General features: G+C 65.1%; 19 protein-coding genes and 1 pseudogene. 6 read left to right on the top strand and 14 right to left on the bottom strand.

The window, feature by feature from the left end; all coding sequences use genetic code 11:
- Positions 1-98 precede the first annotated feature (98 nt).
- Positions 99-1034, top strand: a complete 936-nt coding sequence (locus ABIE53_RS11000) for a LysR family transcriptional regulator (RefSeq protein WP_006049049.1) — start codon at positions 99-101, stop codon at positions 1032-1034.
- A 72-nt stretch (positions 1035-1106) separates the two neighbouring features.
- On the opposite strand, the gene ABIE53_RS11005 is transcribed toward ABIE53_RS11000, so the two are convergent.
- From ABIE53_RS11005 to ABIE53_RS11055, 10 genes are all read right to left on the bottom strand, one after another.
- On the bottom strand, positions 1107-4118 hold the full coding sequence (locus ABIE53_RS11005; protein WP_114156142.1) for an ATP-binding protein: 3012 nt from the start codon (positions 4116-4118) through the stop codon (positions 1107-1109).
- Between the two features lie 113 nt (positions 4119-4231).
- Complete coding sequence (locus ABIE53_RS11010) at positions 4232-4771, bottom strand: DUF3331 domain-containing protein (RefSeq protein ID WP_029968496.1); 540 nt, start codon at positions 4769-4771, stop codon at positions 4232-4234.
- Between the two features lie 99 nt (positions 4772-4870).
- The gene (locus ABIE53_RS11015; protein WP_114156143.1) at positions 4871-5884 is read right to left on the bottom strand and encodes an MBL fold metallo-hydrolase; all 1014 of its coding nucleotides are present in this window, start codon (positions 5882-5884) and stop codon (positions 4871-4873) included.
- A gap of 11 nt (positions 5885-5895) precedes the next feature.
- Positions 5896-7623, bottom strand: coding sequence for an FAD-dependent oxidoreductase (locus ABIE53_RS11020; protein WP_006049053.1), 1728 nt, complete (start codon positions 7621-7623; stop codon positions 5896-5898).
- A gap of 52 nt (positions 7624-7675) precedes the next feature.
- Complete coding sequence (locus ABIE53_RS11025; RefSeq protein ID WP_244230927.1) at positions 7676-9292, bottom strand: alginate export family protein; 1617 nt, start codon at positions 9290-9292, stop codon at positions 7676-7678.
- Positions 9282-10250: a VOC family protein gene (locus ABIE53_RS11030; protein WP_192698868.1), complete on the bottom strand. Its 969-nt coding sequence runs from the start codon at positions 10248-10250 to the stop codon at positions 9282-9284. Before ABIE53_RS11030 ends, ABIE53_RS11025 begins: the two co-directional genes overlap by 11 nt.
- Positions 10251-10321: 71 nt before the next feature.
- Positions 10322-10573: a DUF1427 family protein gene (locus tag ABIE53_RS11035; RefSeq protein WP_006049057.1), complete on the bottom strand. Its 252-nt coding sequence runs from the start codon at positions 10571-10573 to the stop codon at positions 10322-10324.
- A gap of 24 nt (positions 10574-10597) precedes the next feature.
- Positions 10598-11239, bottom strand: a complete 642-nt coding sequence (locus tag ABIE53_RS11040; protein ID WP_114156144.1) for a phosphohydrolase — start codon at positions 11237-11239, stop codon at positions 10598-10600.
- A gap of 155 nt (positions 11240-11394) precedes the next feature.
- Positions 11395-12921, bottom strand: coding sequence for a mechanosensitive ion channel domain-containing protein (locus ABIE53_RS31985; protein ID WP_502922730.1), 1527 nt, complete (start codon positions 12919-12921; stop codon positions 11395-11397).
- 72 nt (positions 12922-12993) lie between these two features.
- Positions 12994-14865, bottom strand: a complete 1872-nt coding sequence (locus ABIE53_RS11055; RefSeq protein WP_006049060.1) for an amidohydrolase — start codon at positions 14863-14865, stop codon at positions 12994-12996.
- A 295-nt stretch (positions 14866-15160) separates the two neighbouring features.
- Between ABIE53_RS11055 and ABIE53_RS11060 the strand changes: the two are divergent.
- From ABIE53_RS11060 to ABIE53_RS11075, 4 genes and pseudogenes are all read left to right on the top strand, one after another.
- Positions 15161-15680, top strand: a pseudogene (locus tag ABIE53_RS11060) (Dps family protein).
- Between the two features lie 319 nt (positions 15681-15999).
- Positions 16000-16821, top strand: a complete 822-nt coding sequence (locus ABIE53_RS11065) for an alpha/beta fold hydrolase (protein WP_029968505.1) — start codon at positions 16000-16002, stop codon at positions 16819-16821.
- 429 nt (positions 16822-17250) lie between these two features.
- Positions 17251-18228, top strand: coding sequence for a helix-turn-helix transcriptional regulator (locus ABIE53_RS11070; protein WP_192698867.1), 978 nt, complete (start codon positions 17251-17253; stop codon positions 18226-18228).
- A gap of 181 nt (positions 18229-18409) precedes the next feature.
- Positions 18410-21376, top strand: coding sequence for an ATP-binding protein (locus ABIE53_RS11075; RefSeq protein ID WP_114156147.1), 2967 nt, complete (start codon positions 18410-18412; stop codon positions 21374-21376).
- Positions 21377-21423: 47 nt separating this feature from the next.
- Here ABIE53_RS11075 and ABIE53_RS11080 read toward each other — a convergent pair whose 3' ends face one another.
- From ABIE53_RS11080 to ABIE53_RS11095, 4 genes are all read right to left on the bottom strand, one after another.
- A complete protein-coding gene (locus ABIE53_RS11080) occupies positions 21424-23250 on the bottom strand; it encodes an HAD hydrolase family protein (RefSeq protein ID WP_114156148.1) in 1827 nt (608 codons plus the stop codon).
- A gap of 38 nt (positions 23251-23288) precedes the next feature.
- On the bottom strand, positions 23289-24344 hold the full coding sequence (locus tag ABIE53_RS11085) for a glycosyltransferase family 4 protein (RefSeq protein WP_006052797.1): 1056 nt from the start codon (positions 24342-24344) through the stop codon (positions 23289-23291).
- A gap of 223 nt (positions 24345-24567) precedes the next feature.
- On the bottom strand, positions 24568-24843 hold the full coding sequence (locus ABIE53_RS11090; RefSeq protein ID WP_006052798.1) for a hypothetical protein: 276 nt from the start codon (positions 24841-24843) through the stop codon (positions 24568-24570).
- A gap of 53 nt (positions 24844-24896) precedes the next feature.
- Entirely contained in the window at positions 24897-25148 is a 252-nt protein-coding gene (locus ABIE53_RS11095; protein ID WP_006052799.1) for a DUF2934 domain-containing protein, read from the bottom strand.
- A 250-nt stretch (positions 25149-25398) separates the two neighbouring features.
- On the opposite strand from ABIE53_RS11095, the gene ABIE53_RS11100 reads away from it, so the two are divergent.
- Positions 25399-26124, top strand: coding sequence for a DeoR/GlpR family DNA-binding transcription regulator (locus ABIE53_RS11100; RefSeq protein ID WP_029968517.1), 726 nt, complete (start codon positions 25399-25401; stop codon positions 26122-26124).
- Positions 26125-26200: the final 76 nt, after the last annotated feature.

A 26200-nucleotide genomic window follows, 5' to 3' on the forward strand; every position in this document is an offset into this window, starting at 1 on the left:
AGCCGGCGCGCCAGCCACCGCGCCTGCGATGAAATCCAGTATGCTGAGCGCTTCAGCCGCCCGGCTCGAATGGATGTCGTCCTTCGCCCTTCTTCGTCATGAATCTTTCCTTTGAAGTCCTTCAGGTGCTTGACGCCGTCGATCGAACCGGCACCTTCGCGAGCGCCGCGGAAACGCTGCATAAGGTGCCGTCGTCGCTCACGTATCTGGTGCAGAAGCTCGAGCTCGATCTCGGCGTCAAGCTGTTCGATCGCAGTGGCCGGCGCGCCACGCTCACGCATGCGGGGCGCGTGGTCGTCGAGGAAGGCCGCCGTTTGCTGGCCGCAGCAGAAGATCTGGAATGCAAGGCGAAGCGCATCGAGCAAGGCTGGGAGTCCGACCTGTACGTCGCCGTCGACGAGATCATTCCGTTCGCGCTGCTGTGGGATCACGTCGGCGAGTTTTATAAGCTCAAGCTCGACACGCGCCTGAATCTGTCGACGGAAGTGCTGGGCGGGTCGTGGGACGCGCTGCTCACGCGCCGCGCGGATCTGATTGTCGGCGCCGCGGGCGATCCGCCGCCGATTCCGAATCTCGTCGCAAAGCCGATCGGCTCATTGCGGCACGTATTCGTGGTCGCGCCCGATCATCCGCTCGCAAGCATGCCCGGACCGCTGACGCTCGACGTGGTCGCGCGCTATCGCGCGGTGGCGATCGGCGATACGTCGCGCAAACTCGCGCCGCGCACCATCGCGCTTGCCGACAATCAGGAAGTGCTGACCGTGCCGACGCTCGGAACCAAGCTCGCCGCGCAGTTGCGCGGGCTCGCTGCCGGCACGATCCCCGAATGCCTCGCCGTCGAGGCGCTCAGGAACGGCGACCTGGTGCAGAAAGAAGTGCTCGGCATGCGCGAGATCACGCATTTTTATCTGGCATGGCGCGACGACGAGACGGGCAAGGCGCTGCGCTGGTGGGTCGAGCGCCTCGATCATCCCGACCTGGTCGACCAGGCCGTGCAACGGCAAATGCTCGACATGCAGATCAGTCCGCCGTGATGCAGACGCACCCGTGACTCAGGCGTGACTCGGGCATAACCCAGGCCGCTCAAAGCCAATGCCGCGCGCCGGCTAGCATCCTTCGCTCACTCTCGGCTGCCGCGAATGCCTGACAGGCGGCACACGCGCCTCGCCTTCGCTGTGCGCGCATTGCGGCACCATCGCGGCCGAAGCCCTCGCGGTTTCGAGCAGTTGCAGCGCCGCCCGGAAATCGTCGAAATCGAGCCCCTGCGTGAGTTTCGCGCACGCCGATTCGATCAGGCGCACCGCATCGGCAGCACGCCCTTGCGCGCACCACAGGCGGCCGAGACTGGTGGCCGCGCGCAACTGCAACGAAGCGCAGCCTTGCGCGAGCGATTCCTCCATTGCCGCCGTCAGGCACGCGTTCGCATCCATCGCGGCGCTGCCAATTGAAAACACATCGGCATCCTGAAGCAGCAACTCGCCCTGCACGCGCCGCAGTTCGACCACATACCAATGGTCGCCGCTTTCGTCGCATTGGGCCAGCGCGCGCGTCACCGCGGCGAGGGCTTCCTCGCGCCGTCCCGCGCGGCCCAATGCGAGCGCGTACTGCGCGACCAGCATCGCGCGTTGCGCGGCGTATTCGAGCGCGTCGAGTTCGTCGAGCGCCGCGCGAAATGCCTGGAGACGCGCGGGGCTCACGTCGTCGAATGAACGCAGGTACTCGTGGAAACAGCGCGCGCACGCTTGAGAGACACCGAGGCCCGTGCGCGCCGATACATCGCGCAGCAACGCGATGGCGTCTGCGGCCCGCTCGCGTTGACCCGACAGCAACGCGAGTGGAATCTCCGCTTCGACGAGCACGTAGCAGGTGACGATCGCCTGGTCTTCCGCGCACGCGCTCGCGACGCAGGCTTGCGCGAGATCGAGCGCCTCGTCGCGCGCGCCCTGAAACCACAGCAGCCGTGCAAGCGTCGCGCGGCCGACCACGCCCTGATCGATGGATTGACCGAGCGGCAAACCGTGCTGCAGCGTATCCGCTTGCAGCAGAAAGCGTTCGAGCGACGCGCGCGCCTGCTGCTGATTGCCCGCGTAGTGCCACGCTATGCCGAGAAGCCGCGCGGCGAGAATGCCGTTGCTCGTGTCGCCGGTCTGCGCCGCGAGCGACGCAAACCGATGCGCGAACGCCAGCGCATTGCGCGCCGCGCCCGACGACTGGCTCGCGTTCCACATGCCCCACAACGCGCGCGCTTCGAATGCGCGGTCGGCAAGCGCGATGGCGAGCGCCAGCACCTCGGCCCAGACCGCGAGCGTTTCGCGGTTCGGTCCGTTGACGTAGACGAGCGCCGCACCGAGCGCCGCGAGCAGTTGCATGCGCACCCGCAGATGCCGGGTCGACCCCGACGCGCCATGCGTATGCGCGACGCTTTCCAGCGCGCGGCGCGCCCACGCGCAGCATTCGTCCACCAGCGAAAGCTCGTACAACAACGCGACCACCTTGACCGCGAGTTTTTCCGCGAGCGCGTCGTCGCCTTTCGACGAAAGCGCCCAGCCGAGCGCCGCGCGCAGATCGTCGAGCCAGCCGCGCATGCGCGCATGCCAACGGTCGGCGTCGGCATCGGCATCGCCTTCCGACAAGCGCGCTTCCGCCGACATATGACGCTCGAGCAAGCCGGTGAAATAGCGCGCGTGATTGAGCGTGACCGCGCGCCGCTCGCCGTTGTCGTCGAGCTTTTGCAGCGCGTACGCACGCGTGGTTTCGAGCAGCCGATAGCTCGCCTTGCCGCGCTCCACGCGCGCGACCACCAGCGACTTTTCGACGAGCCCCGAGACCGCCGCGATCACCCCGGCTTGCTGCAAGCCAGAGTCCGCGGCGACGGCAATGGCCGCGTCGATTGAAAAACTGTTGACGAAGATGCCGAGCCTGCGCAGCGTCGCGCGTTCGGCGTCGTCGAGCAGGCCGTGGCTCCAGTCGAGCGTGGCCTTCAAGGTCTGATGCCGCGGCAGCGCCGTGCGGTTGCCGCCCGTCAGCATGTCGAAGCGGTCGTCCAGATGATCCGCGAGTGTTTCGATGCCGAGCGTCGCCGCGCGCGCGGCCGCAAGTTCGATCGCAAGCGGTATGCCGTCGAGCCGGCGGCATACGGTGCCGGTCAATTGAATGCTGCGTTCGTCGGACGAAAAACGCGCGTCCATCGCACGGGCGCGCGACAGGAACAACTGCACGGCGCTGCGCTCGAGTACCTGCTGGCTTTGATCGTCGTGCGCGGGAACATCGAGCGAGGCGACCCAGTACAAGTGCTCTTGCGCGAGGCGCAGCGGCTCGCGGCTCGTGGTCAGCACGCGTACGCCCGGACCGGCATTCAGCAGCGCGTCGGCGAGTTCGGCGGCCGGGCCGAGCACATGCTCGCAATTGTCGATCACGCACAGCACGCGCCGCTCGCCCCACTCGCTGCTGACGCGCGTGAGCGTGAGCGGACCGCTCGCCTTGCTGACGCCGACGCTCGCGGCGAACATCGCGAGCACGCTGTTCGCGTCCGACGTCGATGCAAGCGGGATCAGATAGACGCCGTCCGGATACGCGTCGAGCAGGCGGCGCGCGACTTCGACCGCAAGACGCGTCTTGCCGATGCCGCCCGCGCCGAGCAGCGTGACGTGACGCGCCGATGCGAGCGCCTGCGCGACGTCGCGCAGCGCGTCGTCGCGGCCGATCAGCGGCGAGAAGCTCGCGGGCAGATTGTGCGGGATGTGAGCGGCCGCGCTCTGGCGGTCGTTGGCCGCCTGCAGGTCGCGGCCGAAACCGCTCAACGTCACGCCGCTCGCGTGCCGCACCGGCGATTGCCGCGCGACGAGCCGGTAGCCGCGGCCCGAGACGGTCTGTATGAGTCCGCGGCTCTCGCCCAGCACCTTGCGCAGCGCGGACATATGAACCTGCAGATTATTTTCTTCGACGATGGTGTCGGGCCACACTTCCTTCAACATGTCGTTCTTCGACACCAGTTCGCCTTTTGCGGCGATCAGGACGGCGAGCATGTCGAATGCGCGGCTGCCGATGCGCACGGGTTGTCCGTCGAGAAGCAGTTCCCGACTGGCCAGGTCCACCTGAAGCGGGCCGATGCGGATCATGAGGCGGTATCCAGAGCACGAGGGATGAAGATGCTGCCGGGCAATGGCTACCCGGCGATGAGTCCCCGAAGTCTAGACCAACAGTAATCACGCATGCGCGGAAAAAACTGAACCTATCGTTCAAAATTTTTGTACTGAACGAGCGGATGCTGAAGCTCGACCACCGACGCGAGAATCATCGCCGCGGCGTTGACCGGCACCGCGCTGCGCACTCTCGGCTTGTAGATCATGTCGTTCCGGCGGATCGTCGCGCCGCTCAGCGCGCAGCGTCCCTTCAGTCGCGCGCGGCAACTGATCCACACCTGGTCCGCATAACGGCACAGCGTGGCGTCCTGCCAGAGGACCGCAATCGACGTCTCCGACAGGCGCTCGATCACCTCGACCTGCCGATGCCGCGACGGCCCGTTGGCGGCCTCGCGCGTGAGCGGCAGCACGCGATACGGCTCGCCTTCGGCGTCGCCGCGATAGCCTGCGAGAAGCCGTGCGATCACGTGATTCCAGATGGGCGCGCTGGTGCCGTCGCGCGCGTATTCGTGCTCATGTTCAGGTTCGTGCTCGCGCTCGTCGCGCGCTGCACGGCATTCGTCACGATGCACGCCCGCTTCGTGCCTGGCTGCATTCGTGCATTGCTTGGCGGGGGATTCGATGTGCATCGCGATTCTCCTCGAGTGTTGACTATGCGCCGGTGGTCCATGTTGCAGGCGGCTCGCCTCGCAAGGTCGGCTGCATCAGTGGCCGCATCAGTGGCCGCATCAGTGGCCAGGCGCGGCCTCGTAGTTGACCGGCACCCAGTCATACGTGCCGCCGTTTTTTCGAATATGCCCGATGCCTGGAAACGCGATATGCGCGGCGCCGATCAGGTAGCGCCGATTCGCGGCGAGTTCGAGCGCGCTGCGGCGCGAGCGTTGTGCAGCGGCGGCGTCGGTGTCGTATTCGACCGAGGCTGTCGGGTTCTGCAACTGGATCGCGGCCACATGCACGATGTCGCCCCACACGAGCAGATGCTCCGTGCCGCTCTCGATCAGATAACCGGTGTGGCCAGGCGTGTGGCCAGGCAACGCGATGGCGCGGATGCCTGCGTCCAGTTCGATATCGCTATCGACGTCGACATCGAACGGTTTGAAGCGGCCCGCCGCGATATACGGCGCGACGCTTGCGCTCGCGGCGTCGAAGAAGGTGCTCAGAAAAGCCGGCGCTTTCGCTTTGTTGGCCGGATTCAACCAGTAGTCGGCTTCGGCCCGGCTTGCTCGCACGAGCGCGTTCGGAAACGCCATCGTGCCGCTGCTCGCACTGTTGATCACGATCCCGCCGACATGATCCTTGTGCAGATGCGTGAGCAACACTTCGTCGATCTGTTCGGGCCGATACCCGGCCGCGCGCAGATTGGCGAGCAGCTTGCCGCAGCAATCGCCGTACAGCACCCCCGCGCCGGTGTCGATCAGGATCAGCTTCGAGCCCGTGTTGATCAGAAACGCGTTGATCGAGCCTTGCACCGGCGCGCTCAGAAAATCGCGTTCGAGGTCGCGCGCGATCTCGGCCTTCGACACGTCTTCAATCACAGTGTCGATGGGAAACGGATGCGTGCCGTCGAGCAGCGCCGTGACTTCTAACTTGCCGAGCATGAGCCGGTAAAAGCCCGGTCCTTGTGTCTTGACTTGCGGCGCGGCCGCAAGCGCCGCACTGCTTAAAAAGCCCGCGGCCATGCCCAAAATCATCATGCAACGCGCGGCCGCATGCAAAGTCCAGCTACGTTGAAACGACTTCATCTTCTGCTCCGTCAGGAATGAGCCGCGACTTTCGCCGGCTGGCTGAGATACGCATGAATCTGTGCGACGACCGCCGCGCCGTCGCCGACCGCCGCGGCCACGCGTTTCGCCGAATCCGAGCGCACGTCGCCGACCGCGAACATGCCCGGCACGCTCGTTTCGAGCGGATAGCGCAGGCCCGCCGCGGAGCCGCCCGCGTCGCTTCTTGCGATTCCTGTCACGACGAAGCCGCGATTGTCGAGTTCGACGCCGCTCGCCGTGAGCCAATCGGTTTTCGGGTCCGCGCCGATAAAGAGAAACAGATGCCGCGTGGCCACGACTTCTTCGTCGCCGCTCGCTTCGTGACGCACGCGCACTTGAGTGAGGCCCGCTTCGTCGCCTTCGAGCTCGCTCAACGTGCAGCCTGTGCACAACGACACGTTGGGCAGCGAACCGATCCGGTCGATCAGATACTTCGACATGCTCGCGTTGAGATCGCGGCCGCGAATCAGCATGCGGATGCTGCGCGCGAAGTTGGCGAGAAACACCACCGCCTGCCCCGCCGAATTGCCGCCGCCGATCAACACGATGTCCTGCCCCTTGACGAGCTTCGCTTCGATCGTCGATGCCCAGTAGTAGGTGCCGCGTCCCTCGAAACGCTCGAAGCCGGGCACCGTCGGCTTGCGATACGCGGCGCCGCTCGCCACCACGACCGTGCGCGCACTGATGCGCTGGCCGTCGACGAGCGTCAGCGCGAACATGCCGTCATCGCGGCGCACCTCCGTGACCTTGCCGGGAATCGCGAGATGCGCGCCGAACTTGAGCGCCTGCTGGAATGCGCGCGCGGCGAGCGCCTGACCCGAGATGCCGGTGGGAAAGCCGAGATAGTTTTCGATGCGCGAGCTCGCGCCCGCCTGGCCGCCAGGCGCACGCTGATCGAACACGGCGACGGACAGTCCCTCGGTCGCCGCATACACCGACGCGGCGAGTCCGGCCGGACCCGCGCCGACAATCGCGACGTCGTAGCGATGCGACTGCTCGAAGGTCGGCACGAGTCCGAGGCACGACGCGAGTTGCGCTTCATCGGGCGCGCGCAGCACATGTCCGTTCGGGCAGAACACCAGCGGAAAATCGCCGGGGCCGGTCGTCATGCCGCCGAGCAGCGCGACCGCCTCCGGGTCCGAGCGCGCGTCGATCACGGTCGCCGGATACGCATTGCGGCGCAGGAAGCCTTGCAGGCCGACGAGCCGCGCATCGTCGCCATTGCCGACGATGATCGGCCCGAGGCCCTGCTCGATCAGTCCGAGCCGCCGCAAGATCAGCGCACGCATGATGTGCTCGCCGAGTTGCGCATCGGCGACGATCAGCGCGCGCAGGCGCTCGGGTTCGATCACGAGCGTCTCGGCGTCCGTCAGCGCGAGACCGTCGATCAGCGCCGGCTTGCCGGACAGTTGCGCCATCTCCGCCATGAAATGCCCGTCGTCGTGTTCGGTGACGAGCGTCGAGCGGCCGAAGCTGTCGCGCGAAAAAATCCGCACGCGTCCATGCAGCAGCACGAAGAGTCCGAGCGCGACTTCGCCGGTCTTGAAGATGAGTTCGCCCGCCTTGAAGCTCATCGGCCGCGCAAAGCGCCGCACGCTCTGAATCTCCGCCGCCGACAGACGCGGAAACATTTGATGTTGCCGGTATTCGAGCGATGAATAAGGAAACTCGAGCTCCGACGGTTGCGAGGCGTCGAGCGAAAAACCGGAAGTGCTCATTGCGATGACCTTTGTATGCGTGACCCGTTGCCGCTCTCTTCTTCTCTCTTACCTACCAGCCGAACTTCAGCTCCGCGCCGACATAGTCGGCATTGCGCGCGCCGAGTTCGCGCAGCGACGGTCCCACCTGAAAATGCACGGCTTCGAGCGCCGCCGCGAGATTCGCGGTGACGGCCCAGTCGGCGCGCAGTTGCGTATAGAAACCGGTCCATCGGCTGCCGCGTCCCGCCGTGCCCGGCACGACCGCCGAGCCTTGCTGATAGACCGCGTCGGCGGTCGTCTCGCGCCATTGCAGACCGACGCCCGCGAGCAGCGAGAGCTTGCTGGTCGGCTTGACGACGAGCGAGGGCTTCACGTGGATCAGGTTCGCGTAGCCGGTGTAGCCGGCGAGCGCGAAGTAATAACCGTTCGGAAACAGCGGATTGAAGGTGCCGACGCGGCCGTCGCCCGGATGGTTGTCGCCCGATGCCGCATCGACCTGGATGCCGACGCGCGGCGTCCACGGCGCGGACGCGAACGTGTAGCCGGCGAGCGAGCCGACCGCCCATGCGCCGATCGTCTTCGTGCCCACATGCCCCGACTGATACATGCCCTCGACGTCCCAGTCGACGTGACCGAGCTTGCCCGCATAGCGCGCGTCGAACACGTCGCGATGCTCGTCGCCGGTCGCGTCGAGAAAGCGCGCGTTGCTGCGGTTGTAGCGCGAGTAATACGCGGACACGTCGCCGGGACCGACGCCCTGGCGCTCCACGCGCACGCCGCTGAACGTGAGATGCCGGTTCGACACATCGTCGAAATCGCTGTTGTCGCGGTACTGGACCGGCTGCGTCGCGTAGGCGATCCAGCGCCACGGACCGGTCTCGTAGTCGGCCCAGATCGCGTCATACGCCTGGCGCACGTTCGGGCCGTCGCGCACGGAGATGAAGCGCTGCAAGTCGAACGCCATCTCCTGGCGGCCGACGCGGAACTTGATCACGCCAGGCCCGAGCGGCTCCACGATGGCGACAAACGCCTGACGCAAGTCGAGCGGATTCTTGTCCACGGGCGAGACCGTGTTCTTGCCGTAGGGATGCGCGTCCTCGAGTTGCGTGAAGATTTGCACGTGGGGACCGAGGCGCACGTCCGCATGCACTTCGAGGCGTTGCAGCAGATACGTGTCGGCATGCCCCGAGCCGAGACCGAAGAGCGGCGCGTCGTTGGTTTCGAGCCGCTCGCGCAGCACCACGCCGAGCGACACGTACGCGTCGGGATTGCCGAACAGCGGGATGTATTTCAGCGAATCGAACGGACGCTTCGGGACGCACGGATTCGCGAGCGCCGACCAGTTTTCCTGCCAGCGGTTGAACATCACGGCTGGGCGCGCGCATGACGTGCTGGTGGCGGGAGCGCTGACGAGGGCTGTGTCGTCGGCGCTGCCTAGCGCCGTGTTGGTGGCGCTCGCCGTATTCGCGGCGGTGCCCGACGCGCTCTCTGCGGCCAGAGCCGGCGTAGCCGCAGTCAGGCCCGTTGCCAGTCCCGTCGTCACGCTCGTGGCGAAAAGCCACGCACGCAGCGCGGTACGGCGCGCCGTTCGAGCACGCGCCGTCGCCTCCACCTTGCGTGAATTCGCCGCCGCCGACGTTGCGTGCATCGTCTGCGTCATCTGCATCGCGGTCGCTTTAGCGGCCATCGTGTACTTCGGCGATATATCCGCCCGGGAATTCGAGCATCGCGGTCTTGCCCGCCGCGCTGCCATTGGACGCATACGGCGCATACAGCACCTTCGCGCCGGCCGCTTGCGCGCGTTGCAGCGTCTGCGCGACATCGTCGACGGCATAGCCAGTGGTGTCGCGGCCAAACGGGAACGGCAGCTTGCCGTCGGTGACGAACACGACCATGCGGCCAAAGCCCGAAGCGATGCGAATCTCGCGGATCGTTTCGCCCGGACGGCCGATCACGCCGCCATCGGCACGCGGATTGTCGGACAGCACCTTGCCGTGCGAAAAGTGCACCCAGCGGCGCACGAAGTTGTCGGCCTCGTAGCGCGACACGTACACGCGGTTATCCGGCACGCTTTGCAGCGGCGCATAGTTGGGCGCCTTGGTGTGCCAGTAGAGCTGCATCGTCAGACCGCCCGGCCACTGGATGATCGCGTCCTTGCCGATCGGATCGTCGAAGCTGTCGACGAGCACGTCCGCGCCCGCCGCGCGCGCGGCCTTCACGGCCTGATCGATATTGGTAACGAGGTAGCCGGTGCGCTCATTGCCGAACGGATACGGCACCGGCGTTTCGAAGCCGAACACCGAGAGCATGCCCACCGGCGTCTGCACATATTGCGAAGCGGTGCGGCTCGGCGTCGGCGTGACGGTGAAGACCGCGCGCGGCGACGCCTTGCCGCCGAACGTCGCGATGAAGCTGTTGACGAACGCGTCCAGATCCGCCGAAGCGACATACACGTGGGTCGTGTCGTATTGCGGACCGACCGACACATCGGGATGACGCGCGGCAAGCGCGGTCTTCGCGCTCGCGACTTCGGGCGGACCGGCATCGGCGAAAGCGGACGTGAACGGCGTGAGGCCGGTCAGGCCGATGAGCAGCGCGGCGGACACCACCGCGAGAGGACGAAGACGCTGGAGCGAATGGAACATATGCATGACCTGATCGTGTTGGAAAAATGCGTGTGCAATGGAGCGGAGGAATGCGCTGCGATGGCGTGGAATCAACCACCCTCTTTCGCGGCGCCCGGCGCGAGCGGTTTTTGCGCGGCGCCATCCGCTGCGGGCGGCGCGCTTTGGACCGCCGCGCTCGGCGTGAAGAGTTGGCCCTTCACGACAGGGATCGCGTGTTCGCCGAGCACCATGCCGAGCAGGCCGGCGAGCGCGATCAACGGCGGTGCCGGCGACTGCACCTTGAGCAGCCAGTAGAGCAGTCCGACGCCGAAGCCGACGCCCAATGAAATGATGTAGCCCATATCAACCTCCTATCGAGGCCATGCTCAGTTCGGCCATTCCGAACCGAGCACCAGCCCGCAAAAATTCAGACGCCGGTAGTTCGGGTCCCACCGGTCCAGTACGTCGGCGTTCACCGTGCCGAACGTCGTATGCGGACGAAACTCCATGCCGCGCGCGTATTCCTCGAGAATCCGCTTCTTGAAGCCGGCTTCCCGCGGACACGCCTCGACGATTTCGTCGCGCTGCTGCGGGGCGAATTCGTCGTAGCACGCGCCGCGCACGTCCATTTGCACACCCGCGGCAAGCAACGCCGCGAGCGGCGCGAGATGCTCGGGAATGCCCGGCGTCGTATGCAGCGCGACCGCCAGCCAGACTTCGTCGATCGCACTCGCCGCGGCCTTGTGCTCGCGCATGAAGTCGCGCGCCGCGTTCGCGCTATCGACCTCGTAGCGGCACGACGATCCGCGATGCACGATATTCAGGCCCACGTTATGAAACATCGCGCCCACGTACAGCAGTTCGATGTCGAACACCAGGTTCTCGCGATAGCCGGTCAACGCGCCGAATAAAAACGCCCGCTGCGCGTGACGGAACATCAGCGCCGATTCCGTCGCGCGGACCCGCTCGGTTGCCCCGCGGGCCATCGCACTGTCCGGCATCGCGATGCCCGCTATGGTCCTGTTCATCTCATCTCCTCCACGTAGCGCATCGCGCGGGCCTCTTCATCGGGCCGTAGTCCTCGCGCGATTCCTGCGAACACGCGAAAGGCTGCCATCGGCAGGCCATCGACCGAGCCTTGAACAGCGTAACGATTGCCGCCGATAAAAGCCTTGGCGCAAACTTAAAAAGCCTGAAGCGGAAATAAGCGCAAGCGCACGTTCACACGCACACCCGCGCTCACAGCGCGAGTTCGTGAAAACGCCGCACGCCGTCGCGAATCCATTGCAGCAAACCGCCGCTGCCCGCATCGGCATTCGCGGACGGCGCGAGCAGCATCTTTTCGCTTTCGTGATGGACGGAAAGCAGCCGGCACATTTCGCGCGCCACGTCCGGCCGCCGCGCGAGGATCGGTGTCAGCGCGTCCTTGTCGAGCCGGAACACCGTGGCCCGCGTCAGTGCGCGCACGATCACGCCGGTTCTGACACCGGCGAGTATTCCGGACTGGCCGACCGAGTCGCCTGGCGCGAGCCTGCGCAACTCGACCTCGACGCCCTCTTTCGTCACGACCCGCTTTCGCGACGCCGCGCGCGAGAATATGCAGCTCGTGGCCGCCCTCGTCGGCGGCGCTGTAGATGGTGTCGCCGGCGTCGAACTCGTGCGGCGTCAATTGCGCGGCAAGCTCGGCGATTTCACCGTCGTCGAGCGTCTGGAAGATCAGCACGTTGCGCAGCAGTCGCTGCTTTTCGTCGGCGGGCTCGCCTATGGGTTCGGCCACCGACAACGGCCGCAACACCACACCGCGCGATAGCAGATGCCGGTGCGCGAGGTCGTAAAGATCGTTGCGCACGCCGATCTTCTTGGTCCACGCGTCGACATAACAAACGATCTCGTACTCGATCGCGTCGTTGGTCGCGCGCTTCACGCTCACCAGCGGCTTCGGCTCGGCGAGCACTTCCGGCGAACTCGCCGCGGCGTGCATCAGCGCCTGCAATACCGTCGCGGGACGAACCGACGGCTTGACCGGCAGCACCACGCTCACGCCGTGCGTGTGCATCGGCTGATTTGCATTGACGATGTTCGTGCGTGCCGCCACGCTATTCGGAATCACGACGATGTTGCCCTGCGAGTTGAGCAGGCTCGTCGCGCGCCAGTTGCTCTCCACGACCCGGCCTTCCACTTCGCCGATGGTGATCCAGTCGCCGATGCGAAACGGCTGCGTCGCATTGAGCACGATGCCGGAGAACACGTCGTTCAGCGTGCTCTGGATCGCGAGACCCAGCACCACCGCGACCGCTCCCGAAGTGGCGAGCAGCCCGCGCACCGGCAGTTGCAGCACGAACGCAATCGCGCCGACCGCGGCCGCGAGAAACACCAGCGCGCCGAGCACGTCCTGAAAGAGACGCTCCTTGTGCCAGGTGTCGGGCAACACCATCCGGTCGAGCACGACGGTGACAAGCCGCGCGCCTTGCAGCCACCAGACGACCTCGAGAATCTGCGCGAGCAGATGGCGCACCGGTTCCGCGGACCACGGCGCCTCACGCAGCGGATTCATCCCGTGGCTAAACAGCACGTAGCTCGACAGGCCGAACATCAGCGCGCGCAACGCGAGCCGCGCCTGCTCGCTGCGCCGGCCCATGAAGCGCCACGCGAGGAAGTCGAGAACCAGAATGCCGAGCCCATAGAGCACGCCATCGGTCAGAGTCGGCATGAGGGTTCCCGCTTGCGACGATGTATTAAAGAGCCGGGCGCAACATCAAGTGCCTGGTGCGTGTGTCGCGCGTCAGAACGCGAAGCAACTGCAGCCGAGCGCGCCCCAGAAGCCGTTCGAATCGCTGACCGGCACGTTCTTGCGCCACGCCCAGCCGTGCGCATGCGCGTGCACGCCGCACAGATTCACGCAGCCGTCCACACAGGCCACCGCGGTCGGCTTATAACGGCTGTAGCCGCCGAACTCAGCGACCGGCGACCACGACGGGCTCACCGGCAGGTCGGGCGGTGCGAGCGGCGCGAACTCGTCGGCCGCATAGACGACCTTGCCGCCCACGACCGTCATCACTGATTCGAGGTACTTGATGCTGGTTTCGTCCACGCTGAAGTAGTCGTCGCTCAGCACCGCGAAGTCCGCGAAGTGGCCCGGCATCAGCGCGCCCTTGCGGTCGTCTTCGTTCGAGAACCACGCGCTGCCCACCGTGTAGCGGCGCAGTGCTTCCATGCGGTCGAGCTTGTTCGCGCTCGAATACATCGCCGTGCCGCCGACCGTCTTGCCCGACACCATCCAGTAAAGCGACACGAACGGATTGAAACTGGCGACGCGCGTCGCGTCCGTGCCCGCACCGACCGGCAGACCCGCGTCGAGCATCTGGCGGATCGGCGGCGTGTGCTTGACCGCTTCTTCGCCGTACTGCTGGATGAAGTACTCGCCCTGATACGCCATCCGATGCTGAATGGCGATGCCGCCGCCGAGCGCGCGCACCCGCTCGATGTTCTTCTGCGTGATCGTTTCGCAATGATCGAAGAACCAGCGCAGGCCGTTAAACGGAATGTCGGCGTTCACGCGCTCGAACACATTCAGGAAGCGCTCGATCGACTCGTTATACGTGGCATGCAGACGGAACGGCCAGCGGTTCGCGACCAGCAGTCTCACCACCGCCTCGAGTTCGACTTCGAGCGTGTCGGGCAAATCGGGCCGCGGCTCCAGGAAGTCTTCGAAGTCGGCTGCGGAAAACACCAGCATTTCGCCGGCGCCGTTCACGCGCAGGAAGTCGTCGCCTTCGCCGGGCTTCGTCATCTTCACCCACTTCGCAAAGTCCTCGATCTCTTTCTTCGCGTTCTGCGTGAAGAGGTTGTAGGCGATGCGCACGGTCAGTTCATTGCGCCTGGCCATCTCCATGATGACCGCGTAGTCGTCGGGATAGGCCTGATAGCCGCCGCCCGCATCGATCGCGCTCGTCACGCCGAGGCGGTTCAGTTCGCGCATGAAGTGGCGCGTCGAATTGCGCTGGTCTTCCAGCGCGAGCTTCGGACCCTTCGCGAGCGTCGCATACAGCAGCCCGGCGTTGGGCCGTGCGATCAGCATGCCGGTCGGATTGCCGCGCTTGTCGCGTTGAATCTCGCCGCCCGGCGGATTGGGCGTGTCCTTCGTGTAGCCGACCGCGCGCAGCGCCGCCGCATTCAGCAGCGCGCTGTCGTACAGATGCAGGATGAACACGGGCGTATCCGGCGCGATCGCGTTGATTTCCTCGAGCGTCGGGCCGCGCCGCTCGGCGAACTGGAATTCGTTCCAGCCGCCGACCACGCGAACCCACTGCGGGGCCGGCGTGCGCGCGACCTGCTTGCGCAGCATGTCGAGTGCATCGGCGAGCGACGGCACGCCGTCCCAACGCAACTCCATGTTGAAGTTCAGACCGCCGCGAATGATGTGCAGATGCGAATCGTTGAGACCCGGAATGACCGTGCGGCCTTTCAGATCGACATGGCGGGTGGCGTCGTTCACGTGACGCATCACGGCATCGCGCGAACCTGCGGCGATCACACGGCCGTTCGCGACGGCAAGCGAATCCGCGAACGAACGCTTGTCGTCCTGCGTCGCGATTTTGCCGTTGAAGAAAACGACTTCGGCCGGGGTGAATCCGGTTGACGGGTCCTGGGACATGACGGGCTCCAGTGGGAAAGGACAGGCAGACTGGGATGAGTGCGGGGCTCGCACTCATGGCGAGTCGAACTGGGAGGCAGTCTATCGGCGGGGTTTTGCCGAGTCCTTGTGCAAGCCCTTAATAGTTCTTAAAAGAACTGTCCGGCGAGGCGTGGCGAGAGGGTGATGCGCCTCAGAACTTTTCATCTTTTCTGCAGGACTTTTTGCAGGCGGAGTTTTTACACTGGCAGCGCGGTAAACCGAATGCTTCGACACGTTCGACCCACTGCTCACTGGCCTTTAAAAAGGAATCGCCATGAAAGACATCAAAGAGGCCGCAGCGCATCGCGCGGCGCCGCTGAAGACGCCGACCCGCCTCAGCGAAGACGCGACGCGCGACATCGCCGCCGCGTTGACCACGCTGCTCGCCGACGTGTTTCGCGCTCTATCTGAAGACGAAGAACTTCCACTGGCATATGTCCGGCCCGTACTTCCGCGACTATCACCTGCTGCTCGACGAGCAGTCGGACCAGATCTACGCGACCACCGATCCGATCGCGGAGCGCGCGCGCAAGATCGGCGGAAAGACGCTGCGCTCGGCGGGACACATCACGAAGCTGCAGCGCATCGCCGATAACGACGCGGACTTCGTCACGCCCGACGACATGCTCGCCGAGTTGCGCGAGGACAACCTGGCGCTTGCCGGCTATATGCGCGAAACGCATTCGCTGTGCGACGAGTATGGCGATGTCGCGACGGCAAGCCTGCTCGAAAACTGGATCGACGAAGCCGAACAGCGCGTGTGGTTCCTGTTCGAGTCGGGACGGCATGCGTGATGAGGCGCGGCGGGCGACACGGGCTTAACGACACGAGGTTAACAACACGAGGTTAACAACAATTAAGCAATCTGAAGTACGGCGACTATGCGCGCCCGTAGCATTGAAAGCGGCACACAACAACGTCACAGGTACGGAGAATAATTTGGCTAACTCATCCGCAGTTCCATCGGCCAATCGCCGCCAGTTGCTCGCAGCGGGCGCAAGCGCGGCCGTTGCCGCGTTTGCCGCGCCCGGCGCCGCGATGGCCGCGGCATCGGCCGGCGGCGCGAGCCATGCGGGCAACTCATCTCACTCACATCACGGAGAGCGACACAGCATGAACACGGTCACGACGAAAGACGGCACGCGGATTTTTTTCAAGGACTGGGGCACCGGTAAGCCCGTCGTGTTCTCGCACGGCTGGCCGCTCGACGCGGACGCCTGGGACCCGCAGATGCTGTTCCTCGTGCAGAAGGGTTATCGCGTGATCGCTCATGACCGCCGCGGCCACGGCCGTTCGGACCAGCCGTCGCACGGCAACGACATGGACACCTACGCGGACGATCTGGCGGCGGTGATCGACGCGCTCGATCTGAAGGAAGCGACGCTCGTCGGCCATTCGACGGGCGGCGGCGAAATCGCTCACTATATCGGCCGCCACGGCAGCGCGCGCGTCGCGAAGGCCGTGCTGATCGGCGCAGTGCCGCCGATCATGGTCAAGACCGAAGCGCATCCGAACGGCCTGCCGATGTCCGTGTTCGACGGCATTCGCGCGAACGTGGCGGCGAACCGCTCGCAGTTCTACAAGGACCTCGCGGTGCCCTTCTATGGTTTCAACCGGCCGAACGCGAAAGTGTCGCAAGGCCTGATCGACGAGTTCTGGCGCGAAGGCATGCTCGGCTCGATCAAAGGCCAGTATGAATGCATCAAGCAGTTCTCCGAGGTCGACTACACACCGGACCTGAAGAAGATGGACATGCCCACGCTGATCCTTCACGGCGACGACGACCAGATCGTGCCGATCGACGGCGCGGCGCGACTGTCGGCCAAGCTGGTCAAGAACGCGACGCTGAAGGTGTATGCCGGCGCGCCGCATGGCATGTGCTCGACGCACGCGGATAAGGTGAATGCCGATCTGCTGGAGTTCCTGCAGAGCTGATGCTGTTAGCTGTTAATGCCGTTAATGGCTGAGGCGCGGCGCCGCGATTGCAGCGGCGCCGCGCCTTCTTCGTGGCTGCAAAGCGCGCGTTGCCGATTAATAGATGCACTTCAAATACATGACTGTTGTCGGCGCTGAATTTTGACACGCGCTCGATTGCGGCAATACGTCTAAAGAAATCACAAAATCAATTGCCGCCGGGCGTCCGCCATCCCGCTCCTGCGCGCAAAGCCAGTCCCGGCGCGGCTCTCGCCCTTCTTATCGCGTTTCTTATCGCGCTTTTTGCCTATTGTTTGTGCATATGGCGAATGAGCCGCCATCCCCAATTCGCCGGAAAACCCGGCATAATGACAATTCACTTACATTTAATTATTTCCGAGTAAATTAACGGCATGCAGTCGGGCGCTGCGACGAACAGGGGTAACGACCATGCTCAACGATAGGCTTGCATCCGCCGCTTCTTCCACTGGGGCTTCTTCCACCGCTTCTTCCACCGCTTCTTCCACCGTTTCTTCCACAGGGTCTGCCACCGCGGCTCGCGAGGATTCGCTCGGCTGTCTGTCGAGCCGCTTGCAGCATGACCGCGAACTCGATACCGGCGAGTTCAGGTTCTATCGCAAATGCACGCTCGGCAGCGACACGAACCCGGTCGTCATGGACGGCTCGGGCCGCGGCTTTCTGATCGGCGTATCGCTGAGAACGGGACATCGGCGGCGCATCCACTCGCAGCATCGATGGACCACGCATGAGTTCGAGCGCGACTCGGTGTACGTGCGCGATCTCGCCGACGACTATCGCGCCGAACTGCTGGGCGGCTTCGACTTCGTGCTGATCGAACTGTCGCGCGCGTTCGTCAGCGACACCTGCCATGAACGCGGCCGCGGCCTCGCACGCATCGCGACCGTCGCGGGACACAAGGACCCGGTGCTCGGCCATCTCGCCCAGGTGCTCGCGCTCACACTCGACGCACAGAACAACGCGAGCCCGCTTTTCGTCGAACAACTCGGCGTGACCATCGGCACGCATCTGCTCGATCGATATGGCGAGCCCGCGCGTGGAACGGGTCAGGCGAGCCGCCGTCTTTCACCCTTGCAGGAAGCGCGCGCGAAGGAGATGCTGCTCGCCAGATCGCAGGGCAATGTTTCTATTGAAGAGATCGCGGGCGCGTGCAATCTGTCGCGCAGTTATTTTATTCGCGCGTTTCGCGAGACCACGCAGCGCACGCCGCATCAATGGCTGCTCGAGCGGCGCGTCGACCAGGCGCGCGAACTTCTGAAACGATCGGACCGTTCGCTGTCCGACATCGCCATGGCTTGTGGGTTTTCGGATCAGAGCCATTTCACGCGCACATTCTCGCAACTGGTCGGCACGCCCCCTGGACATTGGCGTCGGCAGGCTGGGCGTTAAGGCGCGTCAGGCGCCGCACGCAACGCCCCGCCGGCATGACGGCCGCCTGCGCTCGCCATCGCGAGACTTTCCTACAAAGCATCGCACTAACCGACAAGACGCCGAGGCGCGGACGCGGTAATTTCTGCCCTACCGCCTGCACGTTTTTCCCTCAGCCCGTTGTCCGGAAATTGAAAACGACATGATTGAACTAGGCCGCTTTCAAATCGATCTGGAACTGCGCACCTTATGGTGTGACAGCGAACGTGTGCCGCTCGGCTCGCGCGCCTTCGACATTCTCGCGATGGTCGTCAAGGCCGGCGGCCGCCTCGTCACCAAGGACGAGCTGATGGACGCCGTGTGGCCGAACACCATCGTCGAGGAAAACAATATCCAGGTTCATCTGTCCGCGTTGCGCAAGATACTCGGCGCCGACCGCGACCTGATCCTGACCGTGCCTGGCCGCGGCTATCAGCTCGTGCAGCGGCACCGTGCGGCGAGCATCGCGGCGCTTTCGCCAGAGGCACAATGCGCGCCGGTCGGACGCCCGCTTCCGCCGTTACGCATGCAACTGGTCGGGCGCGAAGCGGACGTCATCCAGATCCGCTCGATGCTGGCCCACACGCGCGTGCTGACGCTCGTCGGCGCGGGCGGCATCGGCAAGACGAGTCTCGCCGTCGAAGCCGCGCGCCAGGCCGCGGCAGATGTCACTGAGCCCTTCACGGAGCCCGTCTGGTTGGTCGAACTCGCGACGCTCGGCACACGCGACGAAGTGCTCGCCGCCATCGCGCAAGCTTGCGGACTGCCGGTCGAACACGCCACGCCGGGCCTCGCGCAAATCGCGTCGGCGCTGGACGGACGCCGTCTGCTCGTGCTTGACAATGCGGAGCACGTGATCGAGCACGTCGCCGAAGCCGTCGAAGTATTGGCCGCCGTCAACGCGGATCTGCGCATGCTCGTAACGAGCCGCGAGCCGCTGCGGATCATGGCGGAAGCGGTGTTTCGCGTCGAGCCGCTCGACGTGCCGCAGCCCGGCAGCGCCGATGCAGACATCCTGCGGCGCTCCGCCGTCAATCTGTTTCTGCTGCGCGCCAACTCGATGCAGCGCGAGGTGGCCACGGACAGCGCCGAACTGCGGCTCGTCGGCGAAATCTGCCGGCGGCTCGACGGCATTCCGCTCGCGCTCGAACTGGCGGCCGCGCGCGTCGTGACGCTCGGCGTGGTCGGCGTGTATCAACGGCTCGACGATCGCCTCGCGATACTCGCGGGCGGCTATCGCACTGCGTTGCCGCGTCACCAGACCTTGCGCGCGACCTTCGACTGGAGCTTCGCGCTGCTCGACGCGAAGTCGCAGGCACTGTTCAGGCGAAGCGCCGTGTTCGGCGGCGTGTTCAGCTTCGAAGCGATGTGCGCGGTCGCATGCGATGCGTCGCTGACGGTCGCCGATGCGATCATCGCGATCAGCGAACTGCTCGCGAAGTCGCTCGTGAATGTGGAGTTCGACGGGCCGGTCGCGCGCTACCGGTTGTCGGAATCGACCCGCGCATACGCGCTCGACAAGCTGCAAGCCGAAGGCGAGCGCCAGGAACTCGCGGTGCGCCACGCGCGCTATCTGTCGCAGTGCTTCATCACGCACACCGCGCAAACCGTGCGCGGCAACGCGGACAGCGCCGCCGCACTCGCCGCCGCACTCAAACACACGCTCGACGACGCGCGCCATGCGTACGACTGGGCGTTCTCGCCCGACGGCGACGTGCAACTCGGCGTCGAGTTGGCATCGACGCTGTCGGCTGCGCTGCTCGACGGCGGCATGATCGCGGAATGCTGCGAACGCGCGACGCGCGCCGTCGACACGCTCGACGCGCTGCCCGCCGCAAGCATCGATGCGCGCGACGAAATGCGCGTGCGCGCGGCGTTGGCCTCGGCGTTGCCGCATGTGCGCGGCTCGGTCTCGAAAGCCGAGCAATTGTGGCGCAAGGTCTATGCGCTCGCAACGGAACGCGCCGACGACGCGTACCACGCACGCGCGCTGTGGGGCCTGTGGACCACGATGATTTCAAGCGGCAACATCCACGCATCGGCGGAATTCGCGGTGCGCTTGCGGCAGCTCGCGCAGCAACGCGAGAACGCCTGGCAGGAAACGTTAGCCGATCAGATCGCCGCCATTTCGCAGCATTGCCTCGGCCGCCATGCGGAGGCCAAGGCCGAACTGCTTCGCACGAGAAACCGCTTCGCCGAGCTCGAATACAGCGGACAGCGCGACAACACGATTGCCGTCGATCCACTCGTCTACTGCAATGGCACGCTCGCGCGCATTGCATGGCTCGAGGGACATTGCGGCGAGGCGATGCGGCTCGTCGACACGCTCGTCGGTCTCGTGCGGCCTGACATCATGGAGCCGTCGCTCACGCACACGCTCGGCGCTTCGGCCGCGCCGCTCTCGCTGATGTGCGGCGACCTCGGCCGCGCCGCCGTGTATCTGGACATCATGCGCTCGCAAGTGGCGCTGCATGGGCTCGACGTGTGGCGCGACTACTGCAACTGTTTGTCCGCGCATCGCGACATTCTCGACGGTCAACTGCAACGAGGCGTCGCATTGCTGGAGCGTTCGCTCGACGCGCTGATCGCGCGCGGCTTTCGCCGGCTCATCACGCTGTTCATCGCGGCCTATGCGGAGGCGCTGGTTGCAGCAGGACGAATCGACGAAGCGGTACGCCGGCTCAACGACACGTTGCAGTTCTGCGAGAACAACGGCGAGATGATGTTCGTCCCTGAACTGTGGCGCGTGCTCGGTATCGCCGCGCGCGCACGACGCCGATCCGCCGACGCCGAAGCGCATTTCACCACGGCCATACAAATGGCCCGCAGGCAAGGCGCGACAATGTGGGAGCTGCGCGCGTCGCTGTCGCTGGCCGCGCTGTGGCGTGAAGAATCTCACGACGCGGAGCGCGATTCGCAAGCGCTGCACATGCTCGAGCGCCTCGCGCTGTGTTTCGATGCGCCGTCGAATGCCGCCGATGTGCGTGCGCTGTTCGACACGCTCAGCACGATGGGTGGAGCGGAACGCACGGTGAGCACTGCGTCGCCGATGCTGACAAGTCCGGCACCGCTGGATGATCGTCGCAAAGCCGCGCGCAAACCGAACGCGAGCCTCGCGCGCGTCGATTAGATTGGCGTCGCGCAAGCCCCGAGCGCGGATTTATTACGCCATCCGAACTATTCTTTTTTTCCATCCGCGTCTTCGCCATCTGCCGTCGCCACGTCCGCATTCTTCGCCGTCAGCACCGCCGGCATCGACGGATTCTCCGGCTGCGTATAACGCTCCTGCACGGCGGCCTTGATGCGCGCGAGGCTCGCGGCTGCATCTAGCGAAGCGTCCTGCTCGATCTGCCGCGCTTGCGCCGCGAGATCCGGATCGCCGATTTCCTTTTCGAACCAGCGCGAATAATCGCCGCGCTCGCGATGATACTGCCAGGTGCCCGCATCGACGCCCTCGGCGATTTCGACGAACAGCACGAGGTTATGCGCGCGCAGGTTCAATGCGTTCTGCGGCCCGCGGAAATAGAAACTGCGCTCGGGAATCAGCAGCCCTTCCGCGTATTTGCGCCGATGCCTGAGGCGATGCTTGCTGCCCGGCTCGAGCCGGATCACGCCTTCGGGCTCGGGCTCATCGAGCCGCCATAACAACGCCTGCCCTGTTTCGAGCTGCGTTTCCTGAAGCTGCGGCACGGGGCGGCCGGTGGCATTCGCGAGTTCCTGCACCGCTTTGCCGGCGCTCGGACCCATTGCGAGTATCAGGTTCACCTGACGCAGGAACGCGCCGTCCAGTTGCTGCGGAGAAACGGTGATCGCGAGCGCGGTCTCGAGCGCCTGCGGAATCGCCTGGTTCGCGCCGGCCCAGCCGGCCGGAAACAGATGATGCGCCTCGTCGAATACGAGCCAGTGCGGCCGTCCGGTTCGCAGACGCAACTGCTGCACTTCGAGCAGCAGCGACGCGCAGAACGCGGGCCGCTCGGGCAACGGCACACGCAGCAGATTGACCGCCACCGCCGGACGCGGAGGCCGCAACAGCAACTGCACGACTTCATCGATGACCGGCGCGGTGTGCGCGTCGCCGATCACGATCGTATCCTCGTCGTTCTGATAGTCGCCTTCCGGATCGATGATGCACAACTGCTGATGCATGCCCGCGAGGCGTTCGAGCAGACCCGCGCACGCGGTCGACTTGCCGCATCCCGATTCGCCGGCGAGCAGCGCGACCGTGCCGTGCGCCGGGCAGTAACGGTCCGCGGGTTCGCGCGTGTCGTGTGCATCGCGTGCATCGCGTGCATGTCCGATCAGCACGCGGCTCTTCGGCGCGGCGCACGCGCGTTCGCGCAGGTCGTCCTTTACGATCGCGTCGACCAGTTCCGCGACGCCCGCGCCAGCCGCCTGGCTCGTGACCATGTCGGCGTGCTGCTTCAACGCCGGCAGCGCATTCGCCACCGCCACCGAGAAACCGCATGCGTCGAGCAGCGCGTGATCGTTTTCCGCGTCGCCGACGCCCGCGACGTTGAAGGCCGACAACGCGAGTTCGTCGAGCGCCTCATGCAAGCCGGTTGCTTTCGATATGCCCGGCGACACGATCATCACCGCGTCGCCGTTGAAGATGATCTGCAAGCCGAGGCCGAGATCGCGAATCGCCGCGAGCGCGATCTGTTCCGCGGGCTTCATCATCGCGACGAGCGTTTCGCTCACGCTGAAATGGCGCAGGCCGCGGCTTCGCAATTCGTCGACGAAAGCCGGCGGCGGCGGTGGAGCGAGCAGGCGCCGCGCGCCCGTCGACGGCGTGTACAGCACGCCGCCGTTTTCCGCGACGACTCGCGAAAACAGATCGAGCCGCGGACAGATCGCGAGCAGATCGTCCATCTCGCGGCCGCTCACGAGGATCGCCTGGCGGCCCGACGCGCGCAGGCGTTCGAGCGCGGCCCACGTCGCGTCGGCAACGCGTCCGTCGGATGCAAGGGTGTTGTCGTAGTCGGTCGCAATGGCAAAAAATCGCATGGAAAGTGCTCCGTGATCGCGTGTTGTTCAGCCTTGTTTCAGCCGGCCTCGAGCGGTTGCGCGTCGCACGCGTCGCGCAGCATCGCTTCGTAAATGCGGACGTACCGATCGACCATTCGCTCGACGGTGAAGCGGCGCTCGAAGGCCGCGCGGCATGCGGCGCGGCTGATGGTGTCGATCTTCGCGAGCGCGTCGACCGCTTCGTCGACGGAGTGAACGAGAAAGCCGGTCACGCCGTGTTCGACGATTTCATGCGCCGCGCCATGATCGAAGGCGATCACCGGCGTGCCGCACGCGAGCGCTTCGATCATCACGAGGCCGAAGGGCTCCGGCCAGTCGATCGGAAACAGCAACGCACGCGCGCGTCCGAGGAAATCGTTCTTGTCGGAATCGCCGACTTCGCCGCAATACTCGACATGCGGCAGCTCGAACAGCTCCGCGATTTCCTGCTCAAAATACGCACGATCGCCGTTGTCGATTTTTGCGGCGATGCGGATCGGCCAGCCCGCGCGCCGCGCAATTTCGATCGCGCGGTCGGGCCGCTTGGTGGGCGCGATGCGGCCGAGAAACGCGACGTAGTCGCCCGGCTCTTCATGAAAGCGCAGCAGGTCGACGGGCAAGCCGTGATGCACGGTGGCGCGCCAGTTGAGCCACGGCAACGGCGCGCGTTGCGCGGCGGAGATCGAGACCACCGGCATGTCGGCGAACTGCCGGTAAAGCGTGCTCAAGCCAGGCACGTCGAGCCGCCAGTGCAAGGTCGTCAGCGACGCGCAGTTCAAACGCCGGGCGAATGGAAAGCTCGCGTAATCGGTATGAAAATGCACGATGTCGAATTCGTCCGCGCGTCGCACCACGTCCTCGAGCATCGCGAAATGGAAGGCCTGCGGGTCGGCGGTATCTTCGATCAGACGAACCGCGCAGTCGCTGCCCGAGACGAGTCGCGCGCGCGTGCGCGAGTCGCCGCTTGCAAAGAGCGTCACGTCGTGGCCTCGCGCGACGAGACCGTCCACGAGCCACGCCACCACTCTTTCGACGCCGCCATAGGCCACGGGCGGCACCCTCTCATACAACGGCGAAACCTGCGCGATACGCATGCCCTGCTCCATTCGACGAACCTATGTTCGGAAGCCGCCGCATGGTGCATGCCCGGCGCCGTCACGCGCGAGCCGCAGTACTTTTCGCCGATGGAAAAATGTACAGGCCGGCGATGAAATTAAGCGGTACGCGCGGCAATGGTCAGTCGCAATGGTCAGTCGCGTGGTCATTCGCATGGTCAGTCGCGTGGTCATTCTGAACCTGAGCGGACTGCATGCGCCGCTAGCTGATCGGGCCGCTATAGCCATCGGCGGACGCCGCGGGCTCCGCTCCGTTTGCCCGTTCGACGTGCTCGTCGATCCAGGCCGTCGCGCGTTCGCGCGCGAATTCGAGCGCCTCGTGTTCATCGACGAAATCGCGGTGAAACTCCATGTCGTGCGTATCGTCGCCCGAACTCACGCTGCCTGGCGTGACCTCGATCCTCGCATGTGCAACGATCGCGCCGCCGTCGACGCCTGCCGTCAGATGAACGATGCACCCTCCGTATTCGAAATCCATGATGTTCTCCCGCGTGTCGTGGTTGTGTCGCTCAGTTGTGTTGCCAGGTGCCCTCACGAACCGTTATCGGCTCGCGGTTCGCTGTCTTCGCCGACGGCTTCGTCCGCGCGTCGCCCCTTGCTCGACTGGTCGACGGCAACCGGCGGCTCGGCGTTGCCCGTATCGCCTTCGGCTTCGATCTGCGCCTGAGCGCGTGTCCAGTAATCGTCGGCGCTTCCTTCCGGCGAGCCGTCGCTCTGCCATAGCTCATACGCGCGCTTGCGGATTCGGTCCTCTACGGTGGGTTCGCCCGGCAGGCCGTCCATGGCAATCTCCAAACGTTTGTCGTCAGTCGAAAACAGCGCACGCGATGCGGGCCGCTGCGCCGGTGAGGTGAGCAAAGCGCGTTCCCATGCGCGCTGTGCGCACGCTGCATGTGAAGTCTCGAAGCAAGCGCTTTTGCGCGACTGCGTTGGCTTTCCGCTCGCCTCACGATGAGCCTGTCGTTATAATCGTTTCAGCAAGCATGATTGAAATCTAACGACATTCACATTCTCTCCACGCGCCAGGACCTCCATGCTCAAACCCGATCGCCTTCGCGCTCTGGCCGACGCGCTGACACGGCAAAGCGTGATGCGCCTGCGCGATGCCGCGGCGCTGCTCGGCGTATCGGAAATGACGGTGCGCCGCGACATTGCCGCGAATTCGGATCGCTTCACGTATCTCGGCGGCTATATCGTCAGCGCGACGGACGTGCCGAATAACGCCGGCTATTCGCTGGAGCAGGAAAAGGATCACTTCGCGCAGGCCAAGGCCGACGCGTCGTCGATCGCGGCGGGATTGATCGGCGACAACGAAACGCTTTTCATCGATTGCGGCACGACGCTCGCTGCACTCGCGCGCCTCGTTCCGCCGGAGCGCCATGTGACCGTGGTCTGCTATTCGCTGAACGTCGCCGAGATTTTGCGGCGCAAGCCGAACGTGCGCATGATTCTGCTCGGCGGCGTCTATGTGCCTTCGTCGGATTCGTTCGCGGGCGAGGAAAGTCTCGAGATGCTGCGCCGCATGGGCATCAACAAGGCGTTTATCTCGGCGGGCGGCGTGGACACCGCGCGCGGCGTGACCTGCTGGAATTTCCACGAAGTCGCAGTGAAGCAGGCCGCGATGGCGAGCGCCGTCGAGCGGCATCTGGTCGTGGACAGAAGCAAGTTCGGCGTCGTGAAAGCCGTGCGCTTTTCACAGATCGAAGACTTCGATTCGATCATCACCGAAGAGGGCCAGGCGCCGCGCAAGCGCGCGTAATATGTTTAGCGTGAAGCGGCAGGCGCGCATCGCGACGCGCCTTCCGCTCACACGAACGCAACCCCGCGCGGCGCGT

The organism is Paraburkholderia sp. OAS925, assembly GCF_040543975.1.
In the GTDB taxonomy this organism is placed as follows: domain Bacteria; phylum Pseudomonadota; class Gammaproteobacteria; order Burkholderiales; family Burkholderiaceae; genus Paraburkholderia; species Paraburkholderia graminis.